Source organism: Streptomyces avermitilis MA-4680 = NBRC 14893, assembly GCF_000009765.2.
In the GTDB taxonomy this organism is placed as follows: Bacteria; Actinomycetota; Actinomycetes; order Streptomycetales; family Streptomycetaceae; genus Streptomyces; species Streptomyces avermitilis.
Genome location: NC_003155.5, coordinates 5,804,770 through 5,830,278 on the forward strand (window position 1 = coordinate 5,804,770; position 25,509 = coordinate 5,830,278).

25 protein-coding genes and 1 pseudogene are annotated in these 25,509 nt (G+C 72.1%); 15 read left to right on the forward strand and 11 right to left on the reverse strand.

What is annotated here, in order from left to right; translation table 11 throughout:
• Window positions 1-177 precede the first annotated feature (177 nt).
• Window positions 178-1,272 carry an LLM class flavin-dependent oxidoreductase gene (locus tag SAVERM_RS24595; RefSeq protein ID WP_010986186.1) on the forward strand — a complete coding sequence of 365 codons (1,095 nt, stop codon included), beginning with the start codon at window positions 178-180 and terminating at the stop codon, window positions 1,270-1,272.
• The gene (locus SAVERM_RS24600; RefSeq protein WP_010986187.1) at window positions 1,272-2,000 is read left to right on the forward strand and encodes an FMN reductase; all 729 of its coding nucleotides are present in this window, start codon (window positions 1,272-1,274) and stop codon (window positions 1,998-2,000) included. The genes SAVERM_RS24595 and SAVERM_RS24600 overlap by 1 nt, the downstream gene beginning before the upstream one ends.
• Window positions 2,001-2,033: 33 nt before the next feature.
• On the opposite strand, the gene SAVERM_RS24605 is transcribed toward SAVERM_RS24600, so the two are convergent.
• Entirely contained in the window at window positions 2,034-4,067 is a 2,034-nt protein-coding gene (locus SAVERM_RS24605; protein ID WP_237528884.1) for a glycosyltransferase family 39 protein, read from the reverse strand.
• A 101-nt stretch (window positions 4,068-4,168) separates the two neighbouring features.
• Window positions 4,169-5,476, reverse strand: a complete 1,308-nt coding sequence (locus SAVERM_RS24610; protein WP_107083071.1) for a glycosyltransferase family 4 protein — start codon at window positions 5,474-5,476, stop codon at window positions 4,169-4,171.
• Window positions 5,477-5,666: 190 nt separating this feature from the next.
• Between SAVERM_RS24610 and SAVERM_RS24615 the strand changes: the two genes are divergently transcribed.
• Both SAVERM_RS24615 and SAVERM_RS24620 read left to right on the forward strand, forming a co-directional pair.
• Entirely contained in the window at window positions 5,667-6,374 is a 708-nt protein-coding gene (locus SAVERM_RS24615; protein ID WP_037647993.1) for a response regulator transcription factor, read from the forward strand.
• Window positions 6,375-8,030 (forward strand): sensor histidine kinase, encoded by a 1,656-nt coding sequence (locus SAVERM_RS24620; protein WP_010986191.1) that lies wholly within the window; start codon window positions 6,375-6,377, stop codon window positions 8,028-8,030. It begins immediately after the preceding gene.
• Between the two features lie 40 nt (window positions 8,031-8,070).
• Here the strand turns inward: SAVERM_RS24620 and SAVERM_RS24625 are convergent, their stop codons facing one another.
• Window positions 8,071-10,023: an APC family permease gene (locus SAVERM_RS24625; protein WP_037647990.1), complete on the reverse strand. Its 1,953-nt coding sequence runs from the start codon at window positions 10,021-10,023 to the stop codon at window positions 8,071-8,073.
• Between the two features lie 487 nt (window positions 10,024-10,510).
• Here SAVERM_RS24625 and SAVERM_RS24630 point away from each other — a divergent pair, with 487 nt between their 5' ends.
• The gene (locus SAVERM_RS24630) at window positions 10,511-10,822 is read left to right on the forward strand and encodes a hypothetical protein (protein WP_037647986.1); all 312 of its coding nucleotides are present in this window, start codon (window positions 10,511-10,513) and stop codon (window positions 10,820-10,822) included.
• A gap of 296 nt (window positions 10,823-11,118) precedes the next feature.
• Window positions 11,119-11,748, forward strand: a pseudogene (locus SAVERM_RS24635) (helix-turn-helix transcriptional regulator); the annotation flags it as partial.
• Here the strand turns inward: SAVERM_RS24635 and SAVERM_RS24640 are convergent.
• Complete coding sequence (locus SAVERM_RS24640) at window positions 11,684-12,379, reverse strand: type 1 glutamine amidotransferase domain-containing protein (protein ID WP_010986195.1); 696 nt, start codon at window positions 12,377-12,379, stop codon at window positions 11,684-11,686. The pseudogene SAVERM_RS24635 and the gene SAVERM_RS24640 sit on opposite strands and share 65 nt — an antisense overlap.
• 127 nt (window positions 12,380-12,506) lie before the next feature.
• On the opposite strand from SAVERM_RS24640, the gene SAVERM_RS24645 reads away from it, so the two are divergent.
• Entirely contained in the window at window positions 12,507-13,463 is a 957-nt protein-coding gene (locus tag SAVERM_RS24645; RefSeq protein ID WP_010986196.1) for a LysR family transcriptional regulator, read from the forward strand.
• 57 nt (window positions 13,464-13,520) lie between these two features.
• Here SAVERM_RS24645 and SAVERM_RS24650 read toward each other — a convergent pair whose 3' ends face one another.
• Together SAVERM_RS24650 and SAVERM_RS24655 are read right to left on the reverse strand one after the other, a co-directional pair.
• Complete coding sequence (locus tag SAVERM_RS24650) at window positions 13,521-15,509, reverse strand: APC family permease (protein ID WP_171033220.1); 1,989 nt, start codon at window positions 15,507-15,509, stop codon at window positions 13,521-13,523.
• A gap of 293 nt (window positions 15,510-15,802) precedes the next feature.
• Window positions 15,803-16,363, reverse strand: a complete 561-nt coding sequence (locus tag SAVERM_RS24655; RefSeq protein ID WP_010986198.1) for a GNAT family N-acetyltransferase — start codon at window positions 16,361-16,363, stop codon at window positions 15,803-15,805.
• Between the two features lie 420 nt (window positions 16,364-16,783).
• Here SAVERM_RS24655 and SAVERM_RS24660 point away from each other — a divergent pair, with 420 nt between their 5' ends.
• On the forward strand, window positions 16,784-16,987 hold the full coding sequence (locus SAVERM_RS24660) for a cold-shock protein (RefSeq protein ID WP_010986199.1): 204 nt from the start codon (window positions 16,784-16,786) through the stop codon (window positions 16,985-16,987).
• A gap of 447 nt (window positions 16,988-17,434) precedes the next feature.
• Here SAVERM_RS24660 and SAVERM_RS24665 read toward each other — a convergent pair whose 3' ends face one another.
• The 5 genes from SAVERM_RS24665 to SAVERM_RS24685 all read right to left on the reverse strand — a co-directional run bounded on the left by SAVERM_RS24665 (window position 17,435) and on the right by SAVERM_RS24685 (window position 21,089).
• Window positions 17,435-18,112, reverse strand: coding sequence for a DUF305 domain-containing protein (locus tag SAVERM_RS24665; RefSeq protein WP_010986200.1), 678 nt, complete (start codon window positions 18,110-18,112; stop codon window positions 17,435-17,437).
• Between the two features lie 100 nt (window positions 18,113-18,212).
• Window positions 18,213-18,686, reverse strand: a complete 474-nt coding sequence (locus tag SAVERM_RS24670) for a hypothetical protein (RefSeq protein WP_010986201.1) — start codon at window positions 18,684-18,686, stop codon at window positions 18,213-18,215.
• 197 nt (window positions 18,687-18,883) lie between these two features.
• A complete protein-coding gene (locus SAVERM_RS24675; RefSeq protein ID WP_010986202.1) occupies window positions 18,884-19,750 on the reverse strand; it encodes a haloalkane dehalogenase in 867 nt (288 codons plus the stop codon).
• Window positions 19,751-19,761: 11 nt separating this feature from the next.
• Complete coding sequence (locus SAVERM_RS24680; protein ID WP_037647983.1) at window positions 19,762-20,157, reverse strand: pyridoxamine 5'-phosphate oxidase family protein; 396 nt, start codon at window positions 20,155-20,157, stop codon at window positions 19,762-19,764.
• 110 nt (window positions 20,158-20,267) lie between these two features.
• On the reverse strand, window positions 20,268-21,089 hold the full coding sequence (locus SAVERM_RS24685; RefSeq protein ID WP_010986204.1) for an SDR family oxidoreductase: 822 nt from the start codon (window positions 21,087-21,089) through the stop codon (window positions 20,268-20,270).
• A gap of 98 nt (window positions 21,090-21,187) precedes the next feature.
• On the opposite strand from SAVERM_RS24685, the gene SAVERM_RS24690 reads away from it, so the two are divergent.
• From SAVERM_RS24690 to SAVERM_RS24720, 7 genes are all read left to right on the forward strand, one after another.
• Window positions 21,188-21,781: a TetR/AcrR family transcriptional regulator gene (locus SAVERM_RS24690; RefSeq protein WP_010986205.1), complete on the forward strand. Its 594-nt coding sequence runs from the start codon at window positions 21,188-21,190 to the stop codon at window positions 21,779-21,781.
• A gap of 398 nt (window positions 21,782-22,179) precedes the next feature.
• Complete coding sequence (locus SAVERM_RS43945; RefSeq protein WP_037647977.1) at window positions 22,180-22,596, forward strand: ATP-binding protein; 417 nt, start codon at window positions 22,180-22,182, stop codon at window positions 22,594-22,596.
• 162 nt (window positions 22,597-22,758) lie between these two features.
• Complete coding sequence (locus SAVERM_RS24700) at window positions 22,759-23,361, forward strand: DUF5994 family protein (protein WP_010986207.1); 603 nt, start codon at window positions 22,759-22,761, stop codon at window positions 23,359-23,361.
• A gap of 6 nt (window positions 23,362-23,367) precedes the next feature.
• Window positions 23,368-23,607 (forward strand): hypothetical protein, encoded by a 240-nt coding sequence (locus SAVERM_RS43110; RefSeq protein WP_010986208.1) that lies wholly within the window; start codon window positions 23,368-23,370, stop codon window positions 23,605-23,607.
• Window positions 23,570-24,037 (forward strand): DUF5994 family protein, encoded by a 468-nt coding sequence (locus SAVERM_RS24710; protein ID WP_010986209.1) that lies wholly within the window; start codon window positions 23,570-23,572, stop codon window positions 24,035-24,037. The genes SAVERM_RS43110 and SAVERM_RS24710 overlap by 38 nt, the downstream gene beginning before the upstream one ends.
• Before the next feature lie 366 nt (window positions 24,038-24,403).
• Entirely contained in the window at window positions 24,404-24,781 is a 378-nt protein-coding gene (locus SAVERM_RS24715) for an STAS domain-containing protein (RefSeq protein ID WP_010986210.1), read from the forward strand.
• A gap of 44 nt (window positions 24,782-24,825) precedes the next feature.
• On the forward strand, window positions 24,826-25,488 hold the full coding sequence (locus SAVERM_RS24720; protein ID WP_242432180.1) for a hypothetical protein: 663 nt from the start codon (window positions 24,826-24,828) through the stop codon (window positions 25,486-25,488).
• The last annotated feature ends 21 nt before the right edge of the window (window positions 25,489-25,509 follow it).

A 25,509-nucleotide genomic window follows, 5' to 3' on the forward strand; every position in this document is an offset into this window, starting at 1 on the left:
GCCACTGACGGTCGGGCGGGTGGAAAGCCGCCGAGGGGACTGCCGCCGAGGGGATTGCCGCCGAGGCGGCGCCGCCGGGGCGGAGGGCGTGCCGCGGCGGGGGGTGGAATACCTCGGGGGGTGTGGTCGTTCAAGGGTATAGTTGAATCGTAAACAACCTGCGGAGGGTGAGCGACCATGCAGTTCGGGATCTTCAGCGTCGGCGATGTCACACCGGACCCGACCACGGGTCGGACGCCGACCGAGCGCGACCGCATCAAGGCCATGGTCGCGATCGCGCTGAAGGCGGAGGAGGTCGGCCTGGACGTCTTCGCGACCGGCGAGCACCACAACCCGCCGTTCGTGCCGTCGTCCCCGACCACGATGCTCGGCTACATAGCCGCGCGCACGGAGAAGCTGATCCTCTCCACCTCCACCACCCTCATCACCACCAACGACCCGGTGAAGATCGCCGAGGACTACGCGATGCTCCAGCAGCTCGCGGACGGCCGGGTGGACCTGATGATGGGCCGCGGCAACACCGGGCCGGTCTACCCGTGGTTCGGGAAGGACATCCGCCAGGGCATCAACCTCGCCATCGAGAACTACGCGCTGCTGCACCGCCTGTGGCGCGAGGACGTGGTGACGTGGGAGGGCCAGTTCCGTACGCCGTTGCAGTCGTTCACCTCGACGCCCCGGCCGCTGGACGGCGTACCGCCCTTCGTCTGGCACGGCTCGATCCGCTCTCCCGAGATCGCGGAGCAGGCCGCGTACTACGGTGACGGCTTCTTCCACAACAACATCTTCTGGCCGGCCGACCACACGAAGCAGATGGTCGAGCTGTACCGGGAGCGGTACGCGCACTACGGCCACGGCACGCCCGAGCAGGCGATCGTCGGGCTCGGCGGGCAGGTGTTCATGCGGCACAACTCGCAGGACGCGGTCCGCGAGTTCCGGCCGTACTTCGACAACGCGCCGGTGTACGGGCACGGGCCGTCGCTGGAGGACTTCACGGACCAGACGCCGCTGACGGTCGGCTCGCCGCAGCAGGTGATCGAGAAGACGCTGGCCTTCCGGGAGTACGCGGGCGACTACCAGCGCCAGCTCTTCCTGCTGGACCACGCGGGTCTGCCGCTGAAGACGGTCCTGGAGCAGCTCGACATCCTCGGCGAGGAGGTCGTACCGGTGCTGCGCGAGGAGTTCGCGAAGGGACGGCCGGCCCAGGTGCCGGACGCGCCGACGCACGCGTCGCGCGTGACGGCGGCCGCGGCCGCCAAGGAGGTGACGGTGTGATGAAGCTGGTCGTGGTCTCCGCGGGGCTGAGTGTGCCCTCGTCCACGCGGCTGCTGGCCGACCGGCTGGCGAAGGCGACCGCCGCGAGGGTCCCGGCGGAGGTGGAGGTCGTCGAACTGCGCGACCTCGCCGTCGAGATCGCGCACAACTTCACCAACGGGTTCCCCGGACGCGCGCTGGCCGCCGCGATCGGGGCGGTGACGGAGGCGGACGGCCTGATCGTCGTCACGCCGGTCTTCTCCGCCTCGTACAGCGGCTTGTTCAAGTCGTTCTTCGACGTGCTCGAACAGGGCGTGCTCGCCGGAAAGCCGGTGCTGATCGCGGCGACCGGCGGTTCCGCCCGGCACTCGCTGGTCCTGGAGCACGCGCTGCGCCCGTTGTTCGCCCACCTGCGGGCCGTGGTCGTACCGACGGGCGTCTACGCGGCCTCGGAGGACTGGGGAGCGGAGGGGCTGGCCGAGCGGATCGAGCGGGCGGCCGGGGAACTGGCGGGGCTCATGACGGGGCTCATGTCAGGGGTTTCGGCGGTGGGGCCGGCGCGTGACGCGCAGCCGCGGGCCGGGGCGGAGGTCTCGGCCGACGGCCCGGCGGCGGCCCCGGCGGAGGGGTCCGTACCCCGGCCCCGGGAGACCGTCGCGCAGTCCGCGACCGCCGGCCGCGGGTCTCGCACGGACGGTTTCCAGGTGGTGCCCTTCGAGCAGCAGCTCGCCGCCCTGCGCACGCGGTAGCGGTGGCGGGCTACGGCCCCGGGTGCTGCCCGCCTAGCGGGAGGCACCCGGGGCCGGTGCCAGCCAGGCCGTCCAGCCGTCGGTGCCCGGCAGCGGGTGCCGGGTCCAGTCGCGGGCGTAGCGCGGGGGCCGCTGGGCGTCGGCCGTCAGGACGGCCGTGGGCATCCGCTCGGCCCGCCGCAGTACGGAACTCGGCGTGGTGTTGCGGTTGTTGCCCTTCGTCGCGGCGGAGGCGCAGCCCGCGTCGTACCCCACCGGCTGCGCGTGCGAGCCCACGAGCAGGCAGGGTGCGCGCAGCCCGAGGGCGTTCAGTTCGTCGGCGGCGACACGGTAGCGCTGGTCCAAGGACGCCACCTGAGCGGTCATCCGGTGCAGCACCGGGTACTGCGCGACGAGTTGCAGGGCGACCAGACAGCCCACCGTGACCGCGAGGGCGGGCCGCGGCCGTGCGACACGGGTGAGCAGCCCGCCGACCGGCAGCGCCAGCAGGGCGTACGCGGGAAGCAGGAAGCGCGGCGCCGAGTAGCTGAGCAGGAGCAGGTACGGCGCGGAGAGGCAGACCGCGACGGCCAGCGGGACGAGCGTGCGGTCGGCCGGGACCCCCGTGCGCCGCTCGCGCAGGGCGACGGCCAGCGCGGCCAGCGCGAGCAGGGGCAGCGCCAGCCACCAGAGGGTGAGTTCGGGGTGGTGGACCGGACCCGAGCAGGGGCGGCACAGTTCGGGGCCGTTGAGGCTGCGCCAGGCGTTGAAGAGGTTGAGGTGCGGGTGCATGCCTCCCTCGGTGGCGCCGGAGACGTGCAGCCGCTGCGGTACGCCGCCGAAACGGCTGTACGCCTCCACGGTCCACTGCGTGGCGCCGGCCGCGAGACCGCCGAGCAGGTACGGCAGGGTGCGGCGGTGGGAGCGTACGCACCCGGCGGTCGCGAACAGCGGAAGGCCGAGCCAGGCCGCGTCCGGTACGCGCATCAGGGCGACCCCGGCCAGGCAGGCGGCGAGCCACCAGCGGGCGTTCGGTTCCCGGGGCGCGCGCAGGAACAGGCCGGTGGCCGCGACGGCGCCCAGCGCCACCCACAGGTTGGGCATCGCCTCCGGGCCGGAGATCTGGGCGATCCACAGGCCCGAGAACACCAGCGCGGCGAGGGCGGTCGTGGCGGGGCCGAGGAGCGGGCGCCAGACGCGGTACGCGGCGTACAGCGCGGCCGTCGACAGCAGGGCCAGCGCGATCCGCAGGGCGAGCACCGAGTCGGTCACCGCGAGGACGGGCGACACGAGGACGCTGATGCCGCGGGACCGGGGGGCGCTGAAGAAGGCGGCGGGCGTGCGGGGGTCGACCTGCGAGACGTAGACGGTCTCGTCCCAGCCGAGAACGTGCGCCAGGTGCGGGACGACGAGGGTCAGCTGGACCAGGAGGTAGAGGAGGGAGACGGCTTCGAGCCCGCGGCCCTGGGGGAACCTCGGGCGCCAGGGGGCCGTGGCGGTGCCGGGGGGAAGGGGGGCGGGGCGTTGGGGGGCGGTGCGGGTTTCGGCTCCGGTCGCGGTCCCGGTTTCGGTCCCGGGTTCCCGGCCCCGGTTCCCGGTCCCGGCCCCGGTCCCGGTCCCGGCCCCGGCCCCGGTCCCGGTCTTGGTCTTGGTCCCGGTGGTCCCCGCTCTCGTCTTCGTGCCCGCGGCATGGGCGGGGACCGTGGCGGTGGGGCCCGCGGGGCCGACCGCGATCCCGGCGGCCGCGCCCGCCGTGGCGATGGTCAGCAAGGTGGGCCGGAAGGCGGTCAGCAGGAGGGGCCGAAAGGTTTGTTCGGCGATGGCCCGGAGCGCGGGCCAGGGGGCGGGCCGCCACCGCCGAAGCGCTGCGGCCCACCCCCTCCGCCGCCCAGGCCGCACCCGGGTGGGGGGAGCCCCCGGCCCGGCCATGGGGGTCTGCGCGGGCGGTGCGACGGACGTGACGGGGACCGGTGCGGCCGGGACGGGGATCGCCGCGGTCGTGGCCGTGCTCGCGGGGCGCGTGGCCCCGCCCGCCGCTGTCGCGGCCGTATCGGCCGCGGTGTCCTCGTCCGTCACATGGGCCGTCATGCGCCACCTCTCTCCGTCTGCGGTCCGGCGGTCGGACCCTGGACGGACCGGAGCTCCAGTGCCGGGCCGGCACACCCTGCCGCCCCCGGCGTGCCGTCCGGTCACGTCTCCCGTGCTGTACGCGTCCTCGCCCCCGTCAGTTCAGGGCGGCGGCCGCCACCCCAGGCGCGCAGCCGGCGCCGGGCCGCCCGGACCGTGCGGCGGGCCCAGCCCCGTGCGCGCTCCCGCTGCCGGGACCACGCCCGCCCGGGGCGGGCCGCCCGCAGCTCGGCGAAGAGCCGCTCGTAGTGGTCGACGATCGGCTCGGGGTCGTAGCGGTGGGCGCTCGCGCGGGCCGCGGCGCCCATCGACCTGCGCAGATCGTCGTCCAGGACCAGGTCGAGCATCGCGTCGGCGAGGGCGCGGGTGTCGCGCACGGGCACCAGCCGGCCGTCCACGCGGTCCGTGATGATCTCGGCGGGGCCGAGGGGGCAGTCGGTGCTGACCACGGGCACCCCGCAGCGCATCGCCTCGACCAGCGTCATCCCGAACGACTCCGCGTCCGAGGCGCTGACCACCAGCGACGCCTGGGCGAACTCCGCCTCGATGGGCGTACGCACCCCCATCAGCCGGGCCTGACCGGCGAGCCCCAACCCGTCGATCAGCCCCTGCAACCGCTCCTTCTCGGCCCCGCCTCCATAGATGCGCAGTTCCCAGTCCGGATCCTTGGCGGCCACCGCGCAGAACGCCTCCAGCAGGACGTCGTACCGCTTCCCGGGGACCAGCCGGCCGGCGGCCGCGATCACCTTCGCCGTGCCGTCGGAGGGCGCGACGCCGACCTCCGGCACGATGTTCGGCACCGACACCACACGGACGCCGGGCAGGGGCATCCGCGTCCGGTACACCTCCGCGTCCGCCCCGGTCATCGTCACCACCGCGTCGAGGTCCCGGTAGTGGCGCGCGAGAACAGTGCGCAGCCGCTTGGCGTGCGCGTCGTGCCGCAGGTGCTCCTGTGCGATGCGCAGCGCACGGCGCGGCCCGAGGGCGATGTACACGTTGATGCCGGGCCGGGTGCCGATGACGACGTCCGCGTCGCAGCTCTCCAGATACGCCCGCGCCCGCAGGTCGGTGAGGCGCGTGTACTGGTGGTGGCGCTTGTCGGCCACCGGGAAGTCGACGGCCTCCCGCGCGTACGCCGGGTCCGCCAGGTCGGCGCTGCCCTCGCGGGTGTCCACCAGGGGGACGAGGGTGATCCGCGGGTCGACGGCGAAGCGCGGCTCGGCGCGGTGCCGGGACATCGACACGATCTCCACGTCGTGCCGCTCGGCCAGCGCCGAGGCGAGGTTGAGGGTGGTGCGGACGGTGCCGCCGATGGCATACGCGTTGTGCAGCAGGAACACGATCTTCCTGCGCCCGGCGCGGCTCGTCATGCGTGTCATCCGCTTCATTCAGTGCCTTCCCCTGCGCGGCCTCGGTCCTTCTGGACGCGCCTGACATGGGGGACACAGTGACCGGACGAGGTAAGTCACTGGCCCGGCCGCGGTGAGAGGCGGGTAAGAAGCCCACCCGCGCCCCGGCTCATCAGGTGGTATGCCGCCGCGGCCTTGGCAGACTGGCGGGGTGACCCAGACAGTTCTGCTCGCCGAGGACGACCGCGCCATCCGTCATGCCCTGGAACGCGCGCTGACGCTTGAGGGTTACGCGGTGACCGCCGTCGCCGACGGGGTCGAGGCGCTGGCCCAGGCCCACCGCACCCCGCCCGACGTGCTCCTGCTCGACGTGATGATGCCGGGCATCGACGGCCTCCAGGTGTGCCGCGTGCTGCGCGCCGAGGGCGACCGCACCCCGATCCTGATGCTCACCGCGCTGGTGGAGACGGCCGACCGGATCGCGGGTCTGGACGCGGGCGCCGACGACTACGTGGTGAAGCCGTTCGACGTGGAGGAGGTCTTCGCACGGCTGCGGGCCCTGCTGCGCCGCACCGGGAACGCCTCCCTCGACGCGCCGAAGGAGGAGCCGTCGCCCAGCGGGCAGGTGTCCGTGGCGGGGCTGCGGATGGACGTGCAGGCCCGGCGCGCCTGGCGCGGGGAGCGTGAGGTGGAGCTCACGCGCACCGAGTTCGACCTCCTGGAACTGCTCGTCCGCAACGCGGGCATCGTCCTCGACCACACCACCATCTACGACCGCATCTGGGGCTACGACTTCGGCCCGGGTTCCAAGAACCTCGCCGTGTACGTGGGCTATCTGCGGCGCAAGCTCGACCAGCCGGGGGCTCCAGCGCTCATCCACACGGTGCGGGGCGTGGGGTACGTCTTGAGGGAGGACTGAGTGCCCCTGGTGTCCCGGCTGCCCCGGAGCCTGCGCACGCGCTTGCGCGGCATCTCCTCACTGCGCGCCACCTTCACGCTGTCGTTCGCGGCGGTGGCCGTCGGGGTGACCGTCCTCGTCGGCTTCCTGAGCTACGACGCCGCCGCCCGGCTGGTCCGCCTGGACCAGCAGACCGTGTTCGCGCAGGTCGTGCACGACCTGCGCGAACAGGTGCGGCACGACGCACTGGACCCCGAGGACTTCGCCTCCTCCGACCCCGACCACGACGGCCCGCTCGACGACATCATCCGGCCCAGCCGTACGGACGTGCAGGTGCTCGGCCCCGGTGGCGCGGTCGCGGACCGGGGGCACCCGGTGCTGCCGGTGGCCGCCGCGGACCGGCAGGTCGCCGAGGCCTCCTCGGCCGGGAAGCTGGCGGAGCACAAGGAGGTCGAGGTGGCCGGCGACTTCTACCGGGTGGCGGCCGTCTCCCTCGGCCACGGGCGGGGCGCGGTGCAGATCGCGCAGCAGTTCAGCGACACGGAGGATCTGCTGCGCCAGCTTCAGCAGCGGACGTTCCTGCTGGTCGGCGGCGTTGTGATCGCGGCGGGACTGTTCGGCTGGTGGTTGGCCCGGCGGATAACGCGGCGGCTGGTCCGGCTCACCGCGGCCGCCGAGGACGTGGCCCGCACCCGGCGACTGGGCATTCAGGTGCCGGTCACCGGGCGCGACGAGGTGGCCCGGCTCGGCCGCGCCTTCGACCGCATGCTGGGCCGCCTGGCCCAGTCGGAGGAGGACCAGCGCCGCCTGGTCCAGGACGCGGGCCACGAACTCCGTACGCCGCTCACCTCGCTGCGTACGAACATCTCGATGCTCCGCCGCATCGACGAACTGCCACCCGCCGCCCGCGAGGAACTGGTCGCCGACCTGGCCCTCGAGTCGCGGGAACTGACCGACCTGGTCAACGAGCTGGTGGATCTGGCGGCCGGCCAGTCGGACACGGAGCCGGTGCAGCGGCTGGACCTGGGAGACCTCGCGGAGGACGTGGCGATCGTGGCCCGCCGCCGCACGGGCCGTGACGTCATCGTCCGCGTCACCGGCGACCCGACGGCCGACGGCCGCCCCGCGGCGTTGCAGCGGGCGCTGTCGAACCTGGTGGAGAACGCGGCGAAGTTCGACCGCGACGGCGAGGAGGCGATCGAGATCGTGGTGACGGGCGCGGCGGGGGCCGGGACGGTGCGCGGGCCCGGGACGGCCCGGCCGGACACGGCCCGCGCCTCGGACTCGGCCCGTTCGGAGGCGCTCCGTGCCTCGGGCTCGCTCCGCTCGGACGTGCTCCGCGCCTCGGGCTCGGCTCGTTCGGAGGTGCTCCGTGCGCCGGGCTCGGCCCGTTCGGACGGCGCGGCGCCGTCCGAGGCCGCCGTCGGGCCGGGCAGCGTGCGCGTCGAGGTCCGGGACCGCGGCCCCGGCATCGCGGACGCCGACCTGACGCGCGTCTTCGACCGCTTCTACCGGGCGGCCGACGCCCGCAGCCTGCCCGGCTCGGGGCTGGGCCTGTCGATCGTGCGCGAGGTCGCGATGTCGCACGGGGGCACACCGTTCGCCTACCGGCGCCGCGGCGGCGGGTCGGTCATCGGGTTCACCGTGGGTGGGGGTGCGCCGGGGGAGGGGGAGTGACCGGGCGCCTGCGCACGGCGGCCGGAGCCGGCTCGGGGTCTCAGCCGACGTGCACCCGGGGGCGCCGCCTCCGGTCCGGTTCCGCTTCCCGCAGTACCTCCCGGGTCACCGGCGCCACCTCCCCCTGGCCGAAGAGGAAGAAGCGCAGGAAGTTGGCGAAGGGGCTGCCCTCGGTCCACTCGAAGTAGATGTGCGGGGTGCCGCCGGTGGTGTCGCGGACGTGCAGGAGGAGGGCCGCCAGCGCGTTGGGGATCGAGGACGACTCCAGGGTCAGTACGCGGTAGCGGCCGTGCAGGACCTCGCCCCGTACGCTCAGACCCGCCTCGAACTCCGACGGGTCGAGGACCGTCACCTCGACGAAGACGAAGTCCTCCTGCGCCGGAATGTCGTTGTCGTGCCGGATCTGCTCGATCTTGTCGCGGTACTCGGCGATGTCGCGGTTGTCGGGCTCGTTGGCGATGAACCGGATCTTCCGGCTGGCGATGTCCCGTACGAACCGCTGCGCCAGCTCGTCCAGCGTCACGCTGGTGACGCGGAGTTCGAAGGCGCGCGCCAGCCGGGACAGCAGTGAGACGAGGATGATGCCCGCGATGAAACAGGCACCGATCTTGACGCCGTCCGGGCGTTCGATGACGTTGACGACGGTCGTGTAGAGGAAGACCGCCGAGATCACCGCGAAGCCGATAGCCGCGTTGCGCTGGCCCGCCTTGCGCGCCGCGATGGTCACCGCGATCGCGGCGGAGCTGATCAGCACCAGCACACCGGTGGCGTACGCGCCGCCCTGCGCGTCGACGTTCGCGTCGAAGATCCACGTCACCAGGAAGCCGACGAGCGTGAAGACGATGACCATCGGGCGGACGGCGCGCGCCCAGTGCGGGGCCATGCCGTAGCGGGGCAGATAGCGGGGCATGAGGTTGAGCAGGCCGGCCATCGCGGAGGCGCCGGCGAACCATAGGATGGCGATCGTCGAGACGTCGTACACCGTCCCGAAGGCGCCGCCCAGGTACTCGTGGGCCAGGTACGCGAGGGCGCGGCCGTTGGCCTGGCCGCCGGTTTCGAACTCGCTCTCCGGGATGAGGAGCGTCGTGATGAAGCTCGTGCAGATCAGGAACGCGCTCATGATGACGGCGGCCGTGGTCAGCAGCTTCTTCGTGCCCCGGATGCGGCCGGCCGGCCGGTCCTCCGTGTCGCCGGCGTCGCCCGCGACATGCGGCATGACCGCGACGCCGGTCTCGAAGCCGGAGAGGCCGAGCGCCAGCTTCGGGAAGACCAGCAGGGCCACGCCGACCATGGCAAAAACGTTTCCGTGCTCGGCGGTCAGCGCGGTGGACCAGTCGGTGACCACATGGCCGGCCGTGACCACGTGCCACAGGCCGGCGACCACGACCACCACGTTCAGCGCCAGGTAGAGGCCCACCAGGGCGACCGCGACCCCGATCGCCTCCAGGAAGCCCTTGAGGAACACCGCGCCGAGCAGTGCCACCAGGAACAGGGTGATCGGCATCTGGTAGCCGTGCAGGGCGCTCGTCAGATGCGGGTTCTCGACGAGGTGGGTGGAGGCGTCCGCCGCCGAAAGGGTGATGGTGATCAGGAAGTCGGTGGCGGCGAAGCCCAGCAGCGTCAGGACGAAGAGCTTGCCCTTCCAGAACGACAGCAGCCGCTCCAGCATCGCGATCGAGCCCTCACCGCGCGGGCTCTCCTCGGCGACCCGCCGGTACACGGGCAGCGCGCCCGCCAGGGTGACGATCACCAGCACGATCGTCGCGACGGGCGACAGCAGCCCGGCCGCCAGGGCGGCGATGCCCGGCTGGTAGCCGAGCGTGGAGAAGTAGTCGACACCGGTCAGGCACATGACCCGCCACCAGCGCTGCCCCTTGTGCGCGGGCTCGGGCGGGGCGTGCGGCCCCTGCGGGGGCCTGGCCATGTCGGACAGCCCCTCCAGCATCCACGCCCGCAGTCGCTTCGTGCGGTCGCGTGGGACGGTGGCGGCCATCTGCGGGCTCTCCTGACGTACGGCTTTGCGAACGGTTCCGGCCATCGAGGAGACGGCGGAAACAGCGTATGCAGAGAGTGACCCAGGGGCTCATGGATGCATGGGCCGAACGCATCAAGCTTCCGTTAAGACCGAATGGGCGGGTGGCAGCGGGGCATCGAGGCGGTGGCGTGCCTGGCCGAAAGAGGTCTGGTGCCGGCATGCCGAGCGGCCGGGGGGGGGCGTCGAACGGGCCCGGCGGCCTGCCCCCGACGGGGAGACCGGATGCGTTCCGCCCCTGGCGGGAGATCGGAGGGGCTCCGCCCTCGGCGGGATGGAGCCAAGGACAGCTACTGGAGCCCGCCCTCAAACGCTCAGGAACGGGCCGACTGGATCGCGGCGAACAAGGAGATCATCAAGGCTGCGGCACGGAACTCGGGGCTGCCGCCGGACATGGTGGGCGTGGGTTCACGAACAATCTGGACGAGGCAAGGAACGCACTGCGCTGATGACCAGCCCTTCCCACGTGGACGACGACCGCGGTTGCCTCCGTCTGGTCCTCGCTGTACCCCTCACCCTTCTCACGCTCATCGCCGCCTACTTCTGTTGGACCGCATTGACCATCAGTCCGTCCGGCACCTGGGACGACGACGCGTACGCCGGAATCGTTCTGTCCTGCGTCCTCACCATCGCGGCAGCCGGTGCCGCGGCGGCCCTGTGGCTGGTGCCTTCGGTGCGGAGGGCCACGCCATGGTGGTGGATGCTTCCGGTGCTCTTGTTGGGCGTGGTCGCAGGAGTGCGATGGGCCGTGAGCGGTTAGGCCCGCCGCCCTCGCCGCACCCCTGACGTTCACGGCGGCCGAGGCCCTCGGGCTGGTGATGGCCGTACTGGACGGCGACCATGACGCCGCCGACGCGGACGGCCCCGTGGGCAGCGCCGTCGGCAAGATCATGCGCGTGCTCCCGGAACCGGTCGCGGGCCTGGCCGAGGCGGTCCGCGGGGTGAGCGCCCGGGGCCGGGACCCCGCTGCCGTGAGCCCGCGCCCCGAGACCACGGCCGTCCTCGTCCGGTCGTGCGCCGCGCACCGCCGACTGCGGCTCGGCTACCGGACGCGCCCGGCGGGTCATGGAGGTCGACCCGTGGGGCGTCGTCGTACGCCACGGCCGGTGGTACCTCCTGTGCTGGTCGCACACCTGGTCGCACACCTGGTCGCACACGAGGAACGCCAGACGCGTCCTGCGGGTGGACCGGGTCGCCTCCGTCGACGTACTCGAGGAGACGTTCACCCCGCCGGCCGGTCTCGACCCGGTGGAGACGCTGGAGGAACACTTTGCCGACGGCTGCAAGTACCAGGTGGAGGTCGTGATCGACGCCCCCGCGGACACGGTCGCGGAGTGGCTCCCGCGGAACCTGGGCCGCCGGGAACCGATCGACGCGCACACGACCCGCCTCGTGGCCACGACCGACGAACCGGACTGGTACGCCGAACAACTCACGGTGATCAAGGCCCCGTTCCGCATCGTCGGGCCGCGCGAACTCCGGGAGGCCGCCGAGGCCGTCGGGCGACGCCTCCTCGGGGCCGCCGGCGCCGGCCGCCCGAGCCCGGGGAAGCAGCCGCCGCCGACGGCTGACGGGCCCGTCCCTCGTTCGGGACGGGTTCTCCGCTCCCCGGGCCGGTTTCTCAGGCCAGCTTCTTCAGCAGTTCCGTGGCCAGCGGGGCGGAAGAGGCCGGGTTCTGGCCGGTGACCAGGTTGCGGTCGACGACGACGTGCGGCGCCCACGGCTCGCCCTCCCGGACGTCGACGCCCGCCTCGACGAGACGGTCCTGGAGGAGCCACTTCGCCTTGTCGGCGAGCCCGGCCTGGATCTCCTCGGCGTTGGTGAACGCGGCGACGCGGTAGCCGGCGAAGGCGTTGGCGCCGTCCCCGTCCGTGGCGGCGAGCAGCGCGGCCGGGCCGTGGCAGACGACCCCGAGCGGCTTGCCGGAGCGCAGGGCGAGGGTCAGGAGCCGTCCCGAGCCGGCATGGACCGCGAGATCCTCCATCGGGCCGTGGCCACCGGGGTAGAAGACGGCGGCGTACTCGTCGAGGTCGACGTCCTCCAGCGCGACGGGGTGCTGGAGCTCGGAGAAGGAGGCCAGCGTGGCGGCGACCCGGTCGGCGCCTTCCTGACCGCCGTTGACCTCGGGGGCCAGGCTGCCCTGGTCCACGGTGGGCGCGACACCGCCGGGGGTGGCGACGACGACCTCGTGACCGGCCGCCTTGAACGCCTCGTACGGGGCGGCGGCCTCCTCGGCCCAGAAGCCGGTGGGGTGCTTGGTGCCGTCGGCCAGGGTCCAGTGGTCGGCGCCGGTGACGACGAACAGAATCTTCGACATGGGGTGCGCTTCCTTGAGTGGTGGAGGGGGAGTGCGGCGACGAGCCGAACGTGTCGGACGTGTCGAACGTAGGACGGACGACGGCTGGTTTCCAATGACAGATCCGATGGCTGCCATAGAAATCCGCATGGGTTCTACGCTCGCTGTCGTGAGCCATGAGATTCCTGATGGGCCGGCCGCCGCGCCCGCACCCGCCGACCTCAACCTCCTGCGCACGTTCCTCGCGGTCTACCGGTCCGGTTCCTTCACCGCCGCCGCCCACCTCCTGGGACTCTCCCAGCCCACGGTCACCACCCAGATCCGGTCCCTGGAGCGGCAGACGCGGCGGGAGTTGTTCGAACGGCTGCCGCGCGGGGTCGCGCCGACCACGGTCGCCGACGAACTCGCCGCCCGCGTCGCCGCCCCGCTCGACGCCCTCGCGGCGGCCACGGGACAGGGCACCCTCGAGGAGACGCGGGCCGAACCGGTCCATCTGGCCGGGCCCGCCGAATGGCTCAGCACGGTCGCGCTGCCCGCCCTCGGCCCGCTTCTCGCGCAGGGCGTACGGCTGCGGGTGACCACGGGGCTGACCGACGCGCTCCTCGACGAACTGCGCGCGGGCCGCCACGACCTGGTCGTCGCCACCAGCAGGCCGCGCGGCCGCACCCTGACAGCGGTGCCGCTGGCGGACGAGGAGTTCGTCCTGGTCGCCGCTCCCGTCTGGGCCGAGCGGATCGGGGAGCGGCTCGCGGCGGACGGTCCGGGTGTGCTGCACGAGGTGCCGTTGGTGACGTACGCCGAGGATCTGCCGATCGTCCGGCGCTACTGGCGGCACGTCTTCGGCCGGCGCCTCAACTGCCAGGCGGCCGTCACGGTGCCCGATCTGCGCGGGGTCAGGGCGGCCGTCGCGGGCGGCGCCGGGTTCAGCGTGCTGCCGCGCTATCTGTGCGCCGACGAGCTGACCTCCGGCGCGCTGGTCCTCCTGGCCGACCCCGAGGACCCGCCGATCAACACCAGCTTCCTCGCGCAGCGCCCCGGTGCCTTCGGCAACCCTCATGTGGCCCGGGTGCGGGACCACTTGCTGGAGGCGGCGCGGTCGTGGTGAGCCAGGCCCGGCCGCGGTGATCCACCGCGGGGGCGCACGCCTCGTCGGCCCCGCGCCCTACCGGTCCCGCACCCCCACCGGCCCCCGCTGATCCCCCTGCGGCTCCCCCCGCCGCACCGACCCGGGCGCCCGCGCCGGCGGGTGGTCCGCGCGGGCCGAGGAGCTGAGCTGCCACGGCACGCTGATGACCATCACACCCGGGGTGAACAGCAGCCGGCTCTTGAGCCACAGCGCCGACTGGTTGTGCAGCAGGTTCTCCCACCAGTGGCCGACGACGTACTCGGGGATGAACACGGCGACGACATCGCGCGGGCTCTCGCGGCGGACGGAGCGCACGTACTCCATGACCGGCCGGGTCACCTCGCGGTAGGGCGAGTCGAGGATCTTCAGCGGTACGTCGATGTCGTACTCCTCCCAGCGCCGCTCCAGCTCCGTCGCCGAGTCCCGGTCGACGGAGACCGTCAGCGCCTCCAGCCGGTCGGGCTTGAGGGCATGCGCGTACGCCAGCGCCCGCAGCGTCGGCTTGTGCAGGGTGGAGACGAGGACGATCCCGAACACCCTTGAAGGGGGCCTGAGTTCGATCTTCGGGTCGGTCACCGCCAGCTCCGCCGCCGTGGTGTCGTAGTGCCGCCGGATGCCGCGCATCATCACCCACAGCACCACGGCCGCGAGCACCGCCAGCCACGCGCCCTGCGTGAACTTGGTCGCCAGCACGATCACCAGGACGAGCCCGGTGACGACCGAGCCCACCGCGTTGATGACCCGCGCGACGTGGTGCCGTCTGCGCAGCGCCCCGTCGCGCTCCACGCGCAGCTCGCGGTTCCAGTGCCGGACCATGCCGAGCTGGGACAGCGTGAAGGAGGTGAACACGCCCAGGATGTAGAGGTGGATGAGGCTGGTGACGCTCGCCCGGAAGCCCCACAGCAGCAGTGCGGCGACGACCGCCAGGGCGAGGATGCCGTTGGAGAAGGCGAGCCGGTCGCCGCGGTTGTGCAACTGGTGGGGCAGATAGCGGTGCTGGGCCAGGATCGAGGCGAGCAGCGGGAAGCCGTTGAAGGCCGTGTTGGCGGCCAGGATCAGGACGAGGGCGGTCGCGGCCTGGATGACGTAGAAGCCGACGCTGTGCTCGCCGCCGAAGACCGCGGCGGCGATCTGCGCGATGACCGTCCGCTGGGTGTAGGAGGCGCAGTCGCCCGGCAGCCCCGTCAGGCGGCAGGCGTCGGACGTGATGCGCACCTTGGCGATCAGTGCGAGCGCGGTGACGCCGACGAACATGACGATGGCGAGGGTGCCCATGGCCACCAGGGTCGCGGCGGCGTTCTTCGACTTGGGCTTGCGGAAGGCGGGTACGCCGTTGGAGATCGCCTCCACGCCGGTCAGCGCCGTACAGCCGGAGGAGAACGCGCGCAGCACCAGCATGGTCAGCGCCAGGCCCGTGAGGTGGGCGTCCCCGGGGTCGGGGGTGATCCCGTACCGCGCGCTCTCGGCGACCGGCGGGTCCCCGAGGGCGTACCGGATCAGCCCCGTGACCACCATGACGAGCACGCCGCCGATGAAGAGGTACGTCGGCGCGGCGAAGGCCCGCCCCGACTCGCGCAGGCCCCGCAGGTTGACGGCGGTCAGGAGCGCGACGAAGACGAGGGCCAGCGGGACGCGGTACTCGGCGAGCCGGGGAACGGCGGAGATGATGTTGTCGACGCCGGAGGCGACCGAGACCGCCACGGTCATGACGTAGTCGACGAGCAGTGAGGCCGCGACGACCAGACCGGTCGAGGGGCCCAGGTTCGTGGACACGACCTCGAACGAGCCGCCACCGCTCGGATACGCGTGCACGACCTGGCGGTACGACAGCACGACGACCGCCATCAGGGCCACGACCGCCGCCGCGATCCACGGCGTGAAGTGGAGGTAGGCGAGGCCGCCGAGGGTGAGGACGAGCAGGATCTCCTGGGTCGCGTACGCCACCGAGGACAGCGGGTCGGAGGCGAAGACCGGCAGGGCGAGCCGCTTGGGCAGCAGGGCCTCGTGCAGCTCCTCGCTCCGCATGGCCCGGCCGATCACCAGACGCTTCAGGATCCCGGTCACGTTGAACACGGCGGGAGCGTATGCAGGGGGACGAACCGGAGAGAGCGGACCGTGGGCGTATCCGGTGTTAAGGGACCTTTAGGGTTCCGTCCGGCGCGTGCATATGGAGCAAGGGCGGCCGATTCGACCGCCCGCGCCTGCGACGTCTTCGACCGTCCGCGCCTGCGACGTCGCCCGTGACTCGGGCGGCCGGGGCTGTCGGGGCCGGCTGTCGGTAGCGACCTGTCGGTATCGGCAGTCGGCGGTCTGCGTGGTCAGCCGGGCGGCCGGTGGATCCACACCTCGCGCGGGGCGGCCCCGGGGCCGGGGGCCAGGGTGCCCAGCCGCGACCAGCCCCAGGCCCGCAGCACGTGACCGGCGGCCTCGGTGGGAGCGTCGTCGCCGTCGAGGTCCAGGGTGGTCACCACCAGGTCCGCGGGCCGTCGTTCCAGCAGCCGCTCCCGCAGCCGGGTGGCGATGCCCTGGCGCCGGAAGGCGGGCAGCACCATCAGCTCCGCCAGCACGAACACCCGCCCGGAGGCGGTGAACTCCTCGATGTCCGGCGGGAGTTCTCCGTCGAACCCCGACCACCACCCCCCGGTGCGGGAGGCGTGGAAGCCATAGGCGCAGCCGACGAGCCGCGCCGCCCCGGCGACGACCATGTCGAAGTCGGGACGCCGGACGTCCTGCTCGAACCGGCCGAGGAAGTCCTCCCGGTCCCGGTACTCGGTGCCCACGTCACCGCGGTACACCATGACGTGGACGTCGCCGATGTCGTTGCGCTGCTGCTCGGCCTGCCACCGGCTCAGCCGCCGCAGGAACACCTCCGCCGCCATGAACCGCCTCCCCCCGCCACTGGGGGCGCGCGCCCCTCGACCGGAATGGTGACACCGGAGACCGGCGAGGGGAACGGGGCGGCAGGCGGCCGGCCTCGTTCCCGCCGCGGTGCCACCGCCGCCGTTACCCGTCGGTCGGACGAAAATGTCTGCTGCCGGGGACGGAGGAAACCTGTACGGCGGGTAGACGATTTTTCATTCCCCCGGGTGGAGTGACATTCACAACCGTGCCTCACGCGCCGGTCCGTGCTAGTGTCGATTTCAGTTGCAGTTTTGGTTCCCAAGCATTTTGAGTGTTTTCGCCGGTTAACCCCGGCCATGCATCTCTGGATTTCCGGTTCTCCGGGCAGGGCAATCATCGCGGCGACGCGAGACCTCACACAGTGTGGGGCCTCCAGTACTGCCCCGAAGGAGAATGACATGGCTACTGGTACCGTGAAGTGGTTCAACGCGGAAAAGGGTTTCGGCTTCATCGAGCAGGACGGTGGCGGCGCTGACGTCTTCGCCCACTACTCGAACATCGCCACCCAGGGCTTCCGCGAGCTGCAGGAAGGCCAGAAGGTGACGTTCGACGTCACGCAGGGCCAGAAGGGCCCGCAGGCGGAGAACATCGTCCCGGCCTAACCCGGACGAAGCATCACGTGGCCGAGGCCCGCACCGCAAGGTGCGGGCCTCGGCTCGTTTGTGCGCCGCCGCGGCTGCGATCCGACGGCCCGGAGGAAATGCCGGTGAATCCGCTTGGCCGCATCCGGTGATTGCGGTAGTGCGGTCGACAAATGCTCCGGATACTCCGCCGTAATTCATCTGGCCGACAGGCAGATTCCCGCGCGTATTTTCGTACGGTGTCGGCTCGGTGTATCCGCCGACCCTCGTGGCGACGATCGCGGCCAAGCCGCGCGGCGCACCGGCATGCCAGTGGTGGTGCGCCGCGACGTGTGTACCGGCGATGCGAGTAGGGGCGCGGCGCGCCGCGTACCGGTCATGCCGGCGGTGGTGCCACTGGCATGACCGGGCCCCGAGGATCAGGCCCAGGGTGGGCTCATCGCGGGACGCGAACGGTGCCGCCCCGGATCAGAGCCGGCCGAGGATCCTGTTCATCTTCGCGATCTCGGCCGTCTGGTTCGTGATGACGGTGCCGGCCAGCTTCTTGGCGTCGGCGCTGCGGCCGCTCTTCTGTTCGTCCTCGGCCATGGTGATCGCACCCTCGTGGTGGTCGATCATCATCTGGGCGAACATCTTGTCGAAGGCGGTGCCCTGGGCGGCCTTCAGTGCCGTCATGTGCTCGTCGGACATCATCCCGGCCATGTCCGTGCCGCCCGCACCGTGCTGCATACCGGGCATGCCGCTCGCCGTGGACGAACCCGGCCTGCCCCAGGACTTCAGCCACCCTCGCATGGTGCTGATCTCGGGGTCCTGTGCCTTTTCGATCGCGGCGGCCAGGTCCTTGACGTCCTGGTCGGAGGCGCGGCCTTCGGCCAGTTCCGCCATCTCCACGGCCTGCTGGTGGTGCGGGATCATCTGCTGCGCGAACGTCACGTCCGCGCCGTTGAACCGCCCGGAGGAGGACGACGAGGAGGACGACGCGGAGGACGACGCGGCGGCGGAACCGCTGCCGTGGTGCATCCCGGGCATGGACGAGTCCTTCGGGTCGCCGGAGCCACAGGCCGCGAGCGTCAGCGCGAGAACAGCCGCCGTAGCGGCCGCCGAGAGGGCACGCCGGGGTGCGGAGGAACGCGGGGAAGTGAACATTTCAGGGGTCTTTCCGGGTGGGCGCACCACACCGGTGGCGCGCGGGTGAACAGGACACCTGGCCGGAGGGGCCGAACGGCCGGACTCCGGCGGGCGTCCGTCACGTCCGCGCGACGCACACCTGGAGGAGGAGATGGCGCCCGTATAGGGGCGGGCCGCGCCTGGCCGGTTCCCCGAAGACACCGGACCGCCCCGTCGGATGCCACGCCACCAGGGCCACCAGGCCGAGGAGCGCGAGCAGGCCCGTCGCGGGCAGGGGCGTCCGGTCGCGGGCCGGCGTGGACACGCACAGCTCTCCGCTCATCCCCGGCATGGCGACGCCGTGGGCAGGGGGAGCCGTCGGGGCCATGGCCGAGGCGCCCGGTGCCGTGGCACCCGGGGGACGCAGGGCGGCAGCGTCCATGCGGACGTCCTCGCCGTGCCCCGTGCCCGGAGACATGACCATCGCCGTCGAGCCGTGGCAGCCCTCGGCGGCGTTCGCCGGAGCCCCGTGCATGAAGAACAGCCCCAGCAGGACGGCGCACAGCACGAGCAGCCGAGCCACTCCCGGCCCCCGCCTCCGCCTGCCGTCCACGTCTGCCTTCCTTCTGCCCGTCAGTCGGTCTGCTCGTCAGCTCGTCGGTTCGTCAGCTCATCGAGCACCTGTCCGCCGACGATACCCCCGGAGGGTTCCCCGGACCCGCACATCGGTACGGATCCGCGAGTCCAGACGCTCACCGAACCCCGGACTCCGCCGTCGATTCCGTACCACCGCACCCCGAAGACGGCGCTTCACGAGAGGCGAAGGCCGAGTCTGTCCGCCCAGGCCGAGATGGCCCTGGCGATCAGCACGGGCTGGTCCTCCGGCGTGTGATGCCCGGCGACGGCTTCGGAGTGCTCGATCTCCAGGCCGGCGATGTTCGCCGCGCACCACGCGACGATGCCCTCGTGCATCATCGCCCCCGGTCCGGGCGCGAACGTGAGCAGCAGCTTGGGCACGTCCACGCTGGCCTTCAGCCACCGGTCGTACGCCTCGATCCGGGCCACCACGTCGGCAGGCTCGCCGCCCAGCGGCATCGAGCGCGGCCACCGAAGAAGCGGCAGCCTGCTCTCCCGGGTCGGGTACGGCTTGCGGTAGACATCGAGGTCGCCCTCGGTGAGCGCCGTGGCGGAGCTGCCGGGCAGGCCCTGCTCGATGAAGGCGTTGTCGTCGAGGATCATGGACTCGCCGACGCCCCGCGTCTTGATCGCCCGGAACAGCTCCCGGCCGCCTTCGGGGAACTCGGCCCAGGCCATCGGCTTGACGATGGTCTCGGTGAACGCGATGCCGCGCACCCGGTGCGGGTGGCGCGCGGCCCAGTCGAAGGCCAGCGCGCCACCCCAGTCGTGCCCGACCAGGATCACGTCGCGCAGATCGAGCGCGTCGAACCAGGCGTCCAGGTAACGGGCGTGGTCGGCGAAGGTGTAGTCGAGGGCGGGTTTGCCCGACTCGCCCATACCGATCAGGTCGGGGGCCAGCAGCCGTCCGGATCCCACGGCCGGCATGACGTCCCGCCACAGGTAGGACGACGTCGGGTTGCCGTGCAGGAAGACGATGGGCACCCCGGTGCCGGACTCCCGGTGGTACATGGTCGAGTCGAGGATGTGCTGTACAGGCATGGTTCAGTCCCTTATCGGAGGTTGAGCCGGGTGATGCGATCAACCGCGATCTCGATGACCACGAGGCCGGGCGGGGCGGGAGGCGGCGTTCCATAGCGCGCGGTGTAACGGCGTATGCCTTCGGCCACTCGCCTGGGTGCGTCGTGCACGATGGCGAGTCCTTCCAACGTCACCCACCGGAACCCCACCGCCTGGCAGAGCGCCGCGCGACCGCCCGGCCCGGCGATGACGTTCCTGGCTTTGCGTGTGGTGTCCACGGTCAGGACCCGGGCCGTCCCCGTCCGGCCCTCCCAGGTGAAGCGCACCGCGACGACGTGCGGCGAGTTGTCGGGACGCAGGGTGGTCAGGGTCGCCACCTGCGGTTCGGCGAGGAAATCCCCGACCGGAGTGCCCACCTGAGTACTCATCGGAGTGCACCCCGCGGGCTCACCGGAGTGCCCTCGTGTGCTCATCGCGGCGCCCACGGCGTACTCATCGTGGCGCCCACGGCGTGCTCATCGCGGCGCCCACCGCGCGCTCACCGGAAGGCCGCGGTGTTGCGTTCGGCCCAGGCGGCGAAGGTGCCCGGCGCCCGGCCCAGGACGCGTTCGACATCGGGGCTCACCCGCTGCTCGTCCTCGGTCGGTTCGCCCAGGATCGCCAGCGTGCCCTCGACCACCGGCAGCGGCATGAACCGCGCCATCAGCGCATGGGCCTCCTCCCGGGCCTGGTCGGTGAACCGCACCGGCTCGCCCAGCGCGGCCGCGATGGCCGCGGCACGCTCGCGCGGGGTGGTCGGTGCGGGACCGGTCAGGGTGTAGACGGCGCCCGGGTGAGCGTCCCGGCGCAGGGCGACGGCGGCGACCGCGGCCACGTCGTCGGGATCGATGAACGGCAGGCCGACGTCCCCGAAGGGCGCCGCGGCCTCCCGCCGTGTGCGGATCGACTCGGCCCAGGCGAAGGCGTTGGTCGCCATGCCGCCCGACCGCAGGACCGTCCACGCGAGCCCGGAGTCCCGTACGGCCTCCTCGAAGAGGCGCGGGTGCCGGTAGGTCTCCGGGCGGGTCCCCGCTCCCTGCGAGGACAGCAGCACGACCCTGCGGATCCCGGCGGACTTCGCCTCCTTCAGGACGCCGTGCGGGTCCTCGCCCGCCACCAGCAGGAACAGTGCCTCCGCCCCTTCGAACGCGGACCGCAGGCCGGCCGGCTCGGCCAGGTCGGCGGTCACCGCCCGCACCCCCGGCAGGACGTCGGCGTCGGTGATGTGCCGGGCCACGGCCGTCACCGGCACCCGCGCCTCGGTGAGCAGCCGCACCAGCGCTCGTCCGACGTTCCCGGTCGCACCAGTCACCACGATCATGTCGTTCCCCCAGCTTCGGTGATGAGTTAGTTGGCTGACTAACTCCGTGGGGCAAGACGCTAGCACGGCCGGGTGGGCGGCTGTCTATAGTTAGTCGGGTGACTGACTCAGTGAATTCCCGAAGTCCTCGGGCGAAGGACGCCGGCAAACGGCAGCGGCTCATGGCCGCCGCCGCCCGGATCCTGCACGAGCAGGGCGTGGAGCGCACGACCATCGCCGACATCGCCCGCGCCGCCGACGTCCCGGCCGGAAACGTGTACTACTACTTCAAGACCAAGGACGAGTTGGTCGAGGCGGCCCTCTCCCAGCACACCGAGTACCTGAAGGAACTCACGGGCCGGCTCGACCGGCTTCCGGACCCGCGCGAACGCCTCAAGGGCCTCGTCACGGCCTGGGTCGGCGCGCGTGACGTCGCGGCCCGCTACGGCTGCCCCACGGGCACCCTCGCCGTCGAACTCGACAAACGCGCCGAGGGCGGTCTCGATCTCTCGGTCGGCCAGGTCATCCGGCAGCTGCTGGAGTGGGTGGAACAGCAGTACCGCCAGATCGGGGTGCCCGAACCCGACGGGCACGCGCTGGCGCTCGTCGGCGCCTACCAGGGCATGTCGCTGCTCTCCAACGCTCTGCGCGACCCGGAGGTCATGACCCGCGAGGGAGCCCGCCTCCTTCGTGAACTCGACAGCCTGGCGTGACGCCGGCCCGACTCCGGGCCGTGCCGCGGCCGGGTGTGCGCGGTCCGAACGGTGCCGCCATCGATGATCCCGGGTCAATTTCGTTGACCACGAAGCGACTTCCCTTCCTCACGGCCCGAACGGTAAACGCTCGGTCACCTTTTGAGCGTAAGCCCGAGTGACACCTCTCGTATACGGAAAGTCATGACTCGCACACGCTGTGGGTTGGCCGCTACGACGAAGGGGCTGCGATGGACGCCACCGTGCCGAGGACGACGACGAGTACGCCACCAGGCGGGCCGAAACCCGGGCCGAAACCCGGGCCGAAACCCGGGCCGAAACCCGGGACGGCATCGAGGGCACCGGCGGAGCCGCCCGCGGAGGAGGACGACCTTCCCGCTGGTGCGGTCGAAAGCCGCGTGTTCTCCGCCCAGTTCACGTCGTCACCCCGAGGCGCACGGCTCGCCCGGCATCTCACGGCGCTCTGCATGACCGACTGGGGCTACCCGCCGTCATCGGACACGTCCGGCGTGGCCGCACTGCTGGTCGCCGAGCTGGCCGCCAACGCCGTACGGCACGGCCGGGCGCCCGGCCGGGACTTTCACCTCCGTATCGCCCTCGACGTGCGAACGCGGCTGATCCGCATCGAAGTGGCGGACGCTTCCGCGCGACAGCCCCGGTTCGGCTCGCAGACCGTCGCCCGGCCGGAGGACGAGTCCGGGCGCGGCCTGCTCCTCGTGGCGGTGCTCGCCGCGCGCTGGGGAACGGAACCCCGCACGCCCACCGGCAAGACGGTGTGGGCCGAAGTCGTTGCGGACGCGCCGGAAGCCGGATAGCTCCTTTCGGTGACCGCCGTCGCGGAACGGTCCGTTCGGCTCGGCCGAAGAGTACGCTGAAGGTACCGAGGATATTCCGCGCACCGGCTTCCACGCCTCTGTCGTTTTCGGCGATCGATTACACCGGGCCGGTTCCGGCCGGCCCGGGGCAGGGTTCGCGTCATGACTGCGACCGTTTCCTACCCGCCGCCGACACTCGAAGACCGGACCTCGTCCTCGTACTCCTCGTATCTCCGCCTGTCGCTGGCTCCCGTCGGTCCCGCACCGGCTCTGCTGGACGGCGCCTGGTGGCCCCGTTCCCGCGATCTCGACGCGGAACTTCCCGCGTTGACGGCCGTGCTCGATCCGCTGTGGGGGCGCATCACCCGGGTCACGGTGAATCCCACCTACTGGCCGGTCTTCCCGCGCAAGGTGCCCGTCGCCGGGCATGTGGTGAAGGTGGGCTGGTTCCTGGCCGAACAGGACCCGCACGAGCTGATGCTGCTCTCGTACCAAGTGGGCCGCTGGGACCTCCTGGTGATCCCACCGCGGACGCCTCCCGCCTCGGCCGCCTGGCTGATGGCCGCCGCGAGCGACCCCCTGGGCACATCGACCGCGAGCCGGTTGATGGAGGAGGCGGCACGCCTGCGGACGGTGGCCGAGACCGACCGGGCCGTGGAAGCGGTCTGGGACTCCGAAGGAGGGCATGAGGCGCGCGATCCGGCCTCACGTCCCCGCATTCCGGCAGTCGCCGCCGCGATACCGGGTCAGCCGAAGTGGATGTGAGCGGCCATGGAGATCTTTGTGAACGTGCTCGTGCTCCTGGCGATGATCGCCCTGGGCGTGCTCCTGATCCACCTGCTCAACTCGCAGCACGACGACCGCATCGCCGCCTTCCACTACGCGGACCGCTTCGCCGCCTTCCACCAGGCCCGCTCCCGGCCGACCGGCCCGGGGACCGGCGCCGCACCCGGAAGCGAGAGGGGTGAGCCCGATGCTCCCCGTGAGGCTGCTGGCAGACACCGGCAGTGAGCCGGTGCTCCCCGGCACCGCGGTGCTGCGGATGGAGACGACACCCAAGCGCACGGGGACGTTCGACGGCGCGTGGTGGCCACATTCCCGCGACCTCGCGAGCCAACTGACCGGCCTGCTCACCGCGTTGACCGCCCGGCTCGGTCCCCTCGCCCGCGTCGGCCTCGACGCGAGCGCCTGGGACGAGAGGCCGGGCCATCTGGTCGTCGAGGGGCATACGGTGCGCATCGACTGGTCCGCCGTCGAGGACAACACCATGATCATCACCCGGGGCGACCAGGACCACTTCCTGTTCCTGGTGATCCCTCCGCAGGCGGCTCCCGCGTCCGCACGCGCCGCGATGACCATGGCGGTACGGGACGACAACGACGCGTCGGCCGAACGGATCCTCACCGCGACCGGCGTCACCCCAATCGGCTCCTCCGACTAGGCCGGGATCTTCCCGTGCCCCGCGATCGGCTCTTCCGACTAGGCCGGGATCTTCCCGTGCCCCGCGCTCCCCGTGAAGGGCGGCCGGGCGTGGACAGGGAGCGGGCGCGAAGGGCCGGTTTCGGCCGTCGCGCCCGCCCGGCCCGCGGACTACGCTGCTGAACAGGACGTCCCAGACCCCGGCGGCACACCACCACTTGGACACGATGCCCGCCGAGGCGGACCTTCCGTCCGATCGCCCGGCGCATCCCCGGAAAACGGTCCGGCGACCGCGTCCACCAACTCGGGCTGCCGGACCGGCCGTTCACTCTGTCACCGCGCAGACCCGCACCTCTGCCGGTCGACGCGACGTCCGAACCGAGGAGCCATGGCCCTTCCCCAGCTGAACGTCCACCGGCACGACCGGAACACTCATGCTCTGCTCACCCTTGCGGGAGAGATCGACCTGACCACGGCGCCGTTGGTGCGCGCGGCGCTGACCGAGTGCCTGCGCGACGGCATCCGCACCGTCGACGTCGACCTCACGGCGATCACTTTCTGCGACGGCAGCGGGCTCAACGCCTTCCTCACGGCGTACCAGATCGCCCACGAGGCCGGAACGACGGTCCAACTGCACCATCCGCCTCCGCCCACGGCTCGCGTCATAGAGATCACCGGCTCCGGCTTCCTGCTGCACGAGCTCCACGCCCTCCCTCGGACACCCGCCGCGCGTCGGGTTCCCGCTGCCTCGGGCGGTGCGCTGTGACGGCCCCGCCCCGGCGGGAGCCGCAGCCGCCGGGAGGCGGAAGCGTGCCTTCCCCCAGGGACGCGACGGTGCGCCTGCGCCGGCTGAACCGCTGGCAGGCCGAGACCCTGCGGGAGGACCTGGCCGATCTGTACGTGGAGTCCTTCCAGGCGCGGCCCGGCGAGGAGTACCGGGGCCGGGAGGCGTTTCTGCGACGGCTCACCGGCGACATCCGGCGGCCCGGGTTCGCGCTGCTGATCGCGGAGGACACGGCCTTCGCCGGGTGCGCCTACGGATTCCCCGTACGACGCGAGGGCACATGGTGGCGGGGATTCGACGGCCCCCTCCCGCGGAGCGTCGAACAGCTCACCGCGTCCGGACATGTCTTCGCGATCACCGAGATCGTGGTGCACCCGCACGCACAGGACCCGGACCTCGCCCGCCGACTCCAGGAACGGCTGATCACCGACCACCACGCCTCGCTCGGCGCCACGATGGTGGATCAAGCCGACGCCGCGACCTGCGACGCCTTCCTGTCGTGGGGATGGCGGGACATCGGGGCGGTCCGTCGACCGCCGGACCCGGTGACGCGTCGTCCATCGGACCCAGCCGTCCGCCGGCCGGCGGACCCCGCCGCGCTACGGGTGCTGGTCCTGCCCCTCGGACCGCGCACGGCTACCCGCCCCGACGGGCTCGCTCACGAAAACCGCACCCAACGGCCCGACTGACGAACAACGGCCGGCCGGCCC

Bases quoted from the DNA above. Each gene is read 5' to 3' on its own strand.
- SAVERM_RS24675 (WP_010986202.1), bottom strand. From the start codon at position 19,750: ATGCCTGTACAGCACATCCTCGACTCGACCATGTACCACCGGGAGTCC.
- SAVERM_RS24655 (WP_010986198.1), bottom strand. From the start codon at position 16,363: ATGGCGGCGGAGGTGTTCCTGCGGCGGCTGAGCCGGTGGCAGGCCGAG.
- SAVERM_RS24665 (WP_010986200.1), bottom strand. From the start codon at position 18,112: ATGTTCACTTCCCCGCGTTCCTCCGCACCCCGGCGTGCCCTCTCGGCG.
- SAVERM_RS24700 (WP_010986207.1), top strand. From the start codon at position 22,759: ATGACTGCGACCGTTTCCTACCCGCCGCCGACACTCGAAGACCGGACC.
- SAVERM_RS24650 (WP_171033220.1), bottom strand. From the start codon at position 15,509: ATGCGGAGCGAGGAGCTGCACGAGGCCCTGCTGCCCAAGCGGCTCGCC.
- SAVERM_RS24640 (WP_010986195.1), bottom strand. From the start codon at position 12,379: ATGTCGAAGATTCTGTTCGTCGTCACCGGCGCCGACCACTGGACCCTG.
- SAVERM_RS24610 (WP_107083071.1), bottom strand. From the start codon at position 5,476: ATGACGAGCCGCGCCGGGCGCAGGAAGATCGTGTTCCTGCTGCACAAC.
- SAVERM_RS24625 (WP_037647990.1), bottom strand. From the start codon at position 10,023: ATGGCCGCCACCGTCCCACGCGACCGCACGAAGCGACTGCGGGCGTGG.
- SAVERM_RS24645 (WP_010986196.1), top strand. From the start codon at position 12,507: ATGGGTTCTACGCTCGCTGTCGTGAGCCATGAGATTCCTGATGGGCCG.
- SAVERM_RS24595 (WP_010986186.1), top strand. From the start codon at position 178: ATGCAGTTCGGGATCTTCAGCGTCGGCGATGTCACACCGGACCCGACC.
- SAVERM_RS24680 (WP_037647983.1), bottom strand. From the start codon at position 20,157: ATGAGTACTCAGGTGGGCACTCCGGTCGGGGATTTCCTCGCCGAACCG.
- SAVERM_RS24685 (WP_010986204.1), bottom strand. From the start codon at position 21,089: ATGATCGTGGTGACTGGTGCGACCGGGAACGTCGGACGAGCGCTGGTG.
- SAVERM_RS24710 (WP_010986209.1), top strand. From the start codon at position 23,570: ATGCTCCCCGTGAGGCTGCTGGCAGACACCGGCAGTGAGCCGGTGCTC.
- SAVERM_RS24715 (WP_010986210.1), top strand. From the start codon at position 24,404: ATGGCCCTTCCCCAGCTGAACGTCCACCGGCACGACCGGAACACTCAT.
- SAVERM_RS24660 (WP_010986199.1), top strand. From the start codon at position 16,784: ATGGCTACTGGTACCGTGAAGTGGTTCAACGCGGAAAAGGGTTTCGGC.
- SAVERM_RS43110 (WP_010986208.1), top strand. From the start codon at position 23,368: ATGGAGATCTTTGTGAACGTGCTCGTGCTCCTGGCGATGATCGCCCTG.
- SAVERM_RS24600 (WP_010986187.1), top strand. From the start codon at position 1,272: ATGAAGCTGGTCGTGGTCTCCGCGGGGCTGAGTGTGCCCTCGTCCACG.
- SAVERM_RS24630 (WP_037647986.1), top strand. From the start codon at position 10,511: ATGACCAGCCCTTCCCACGTGGACGACGACCGCGGTTGCCTCCGTCTG.
- SAVERM_RS24605 (WP_237528884.1), bottom strand. From the start codon at position 4,067: ATGACGGCCCATGTGACGGACGAGGACACCGCGGCCGATACGGCCGCG.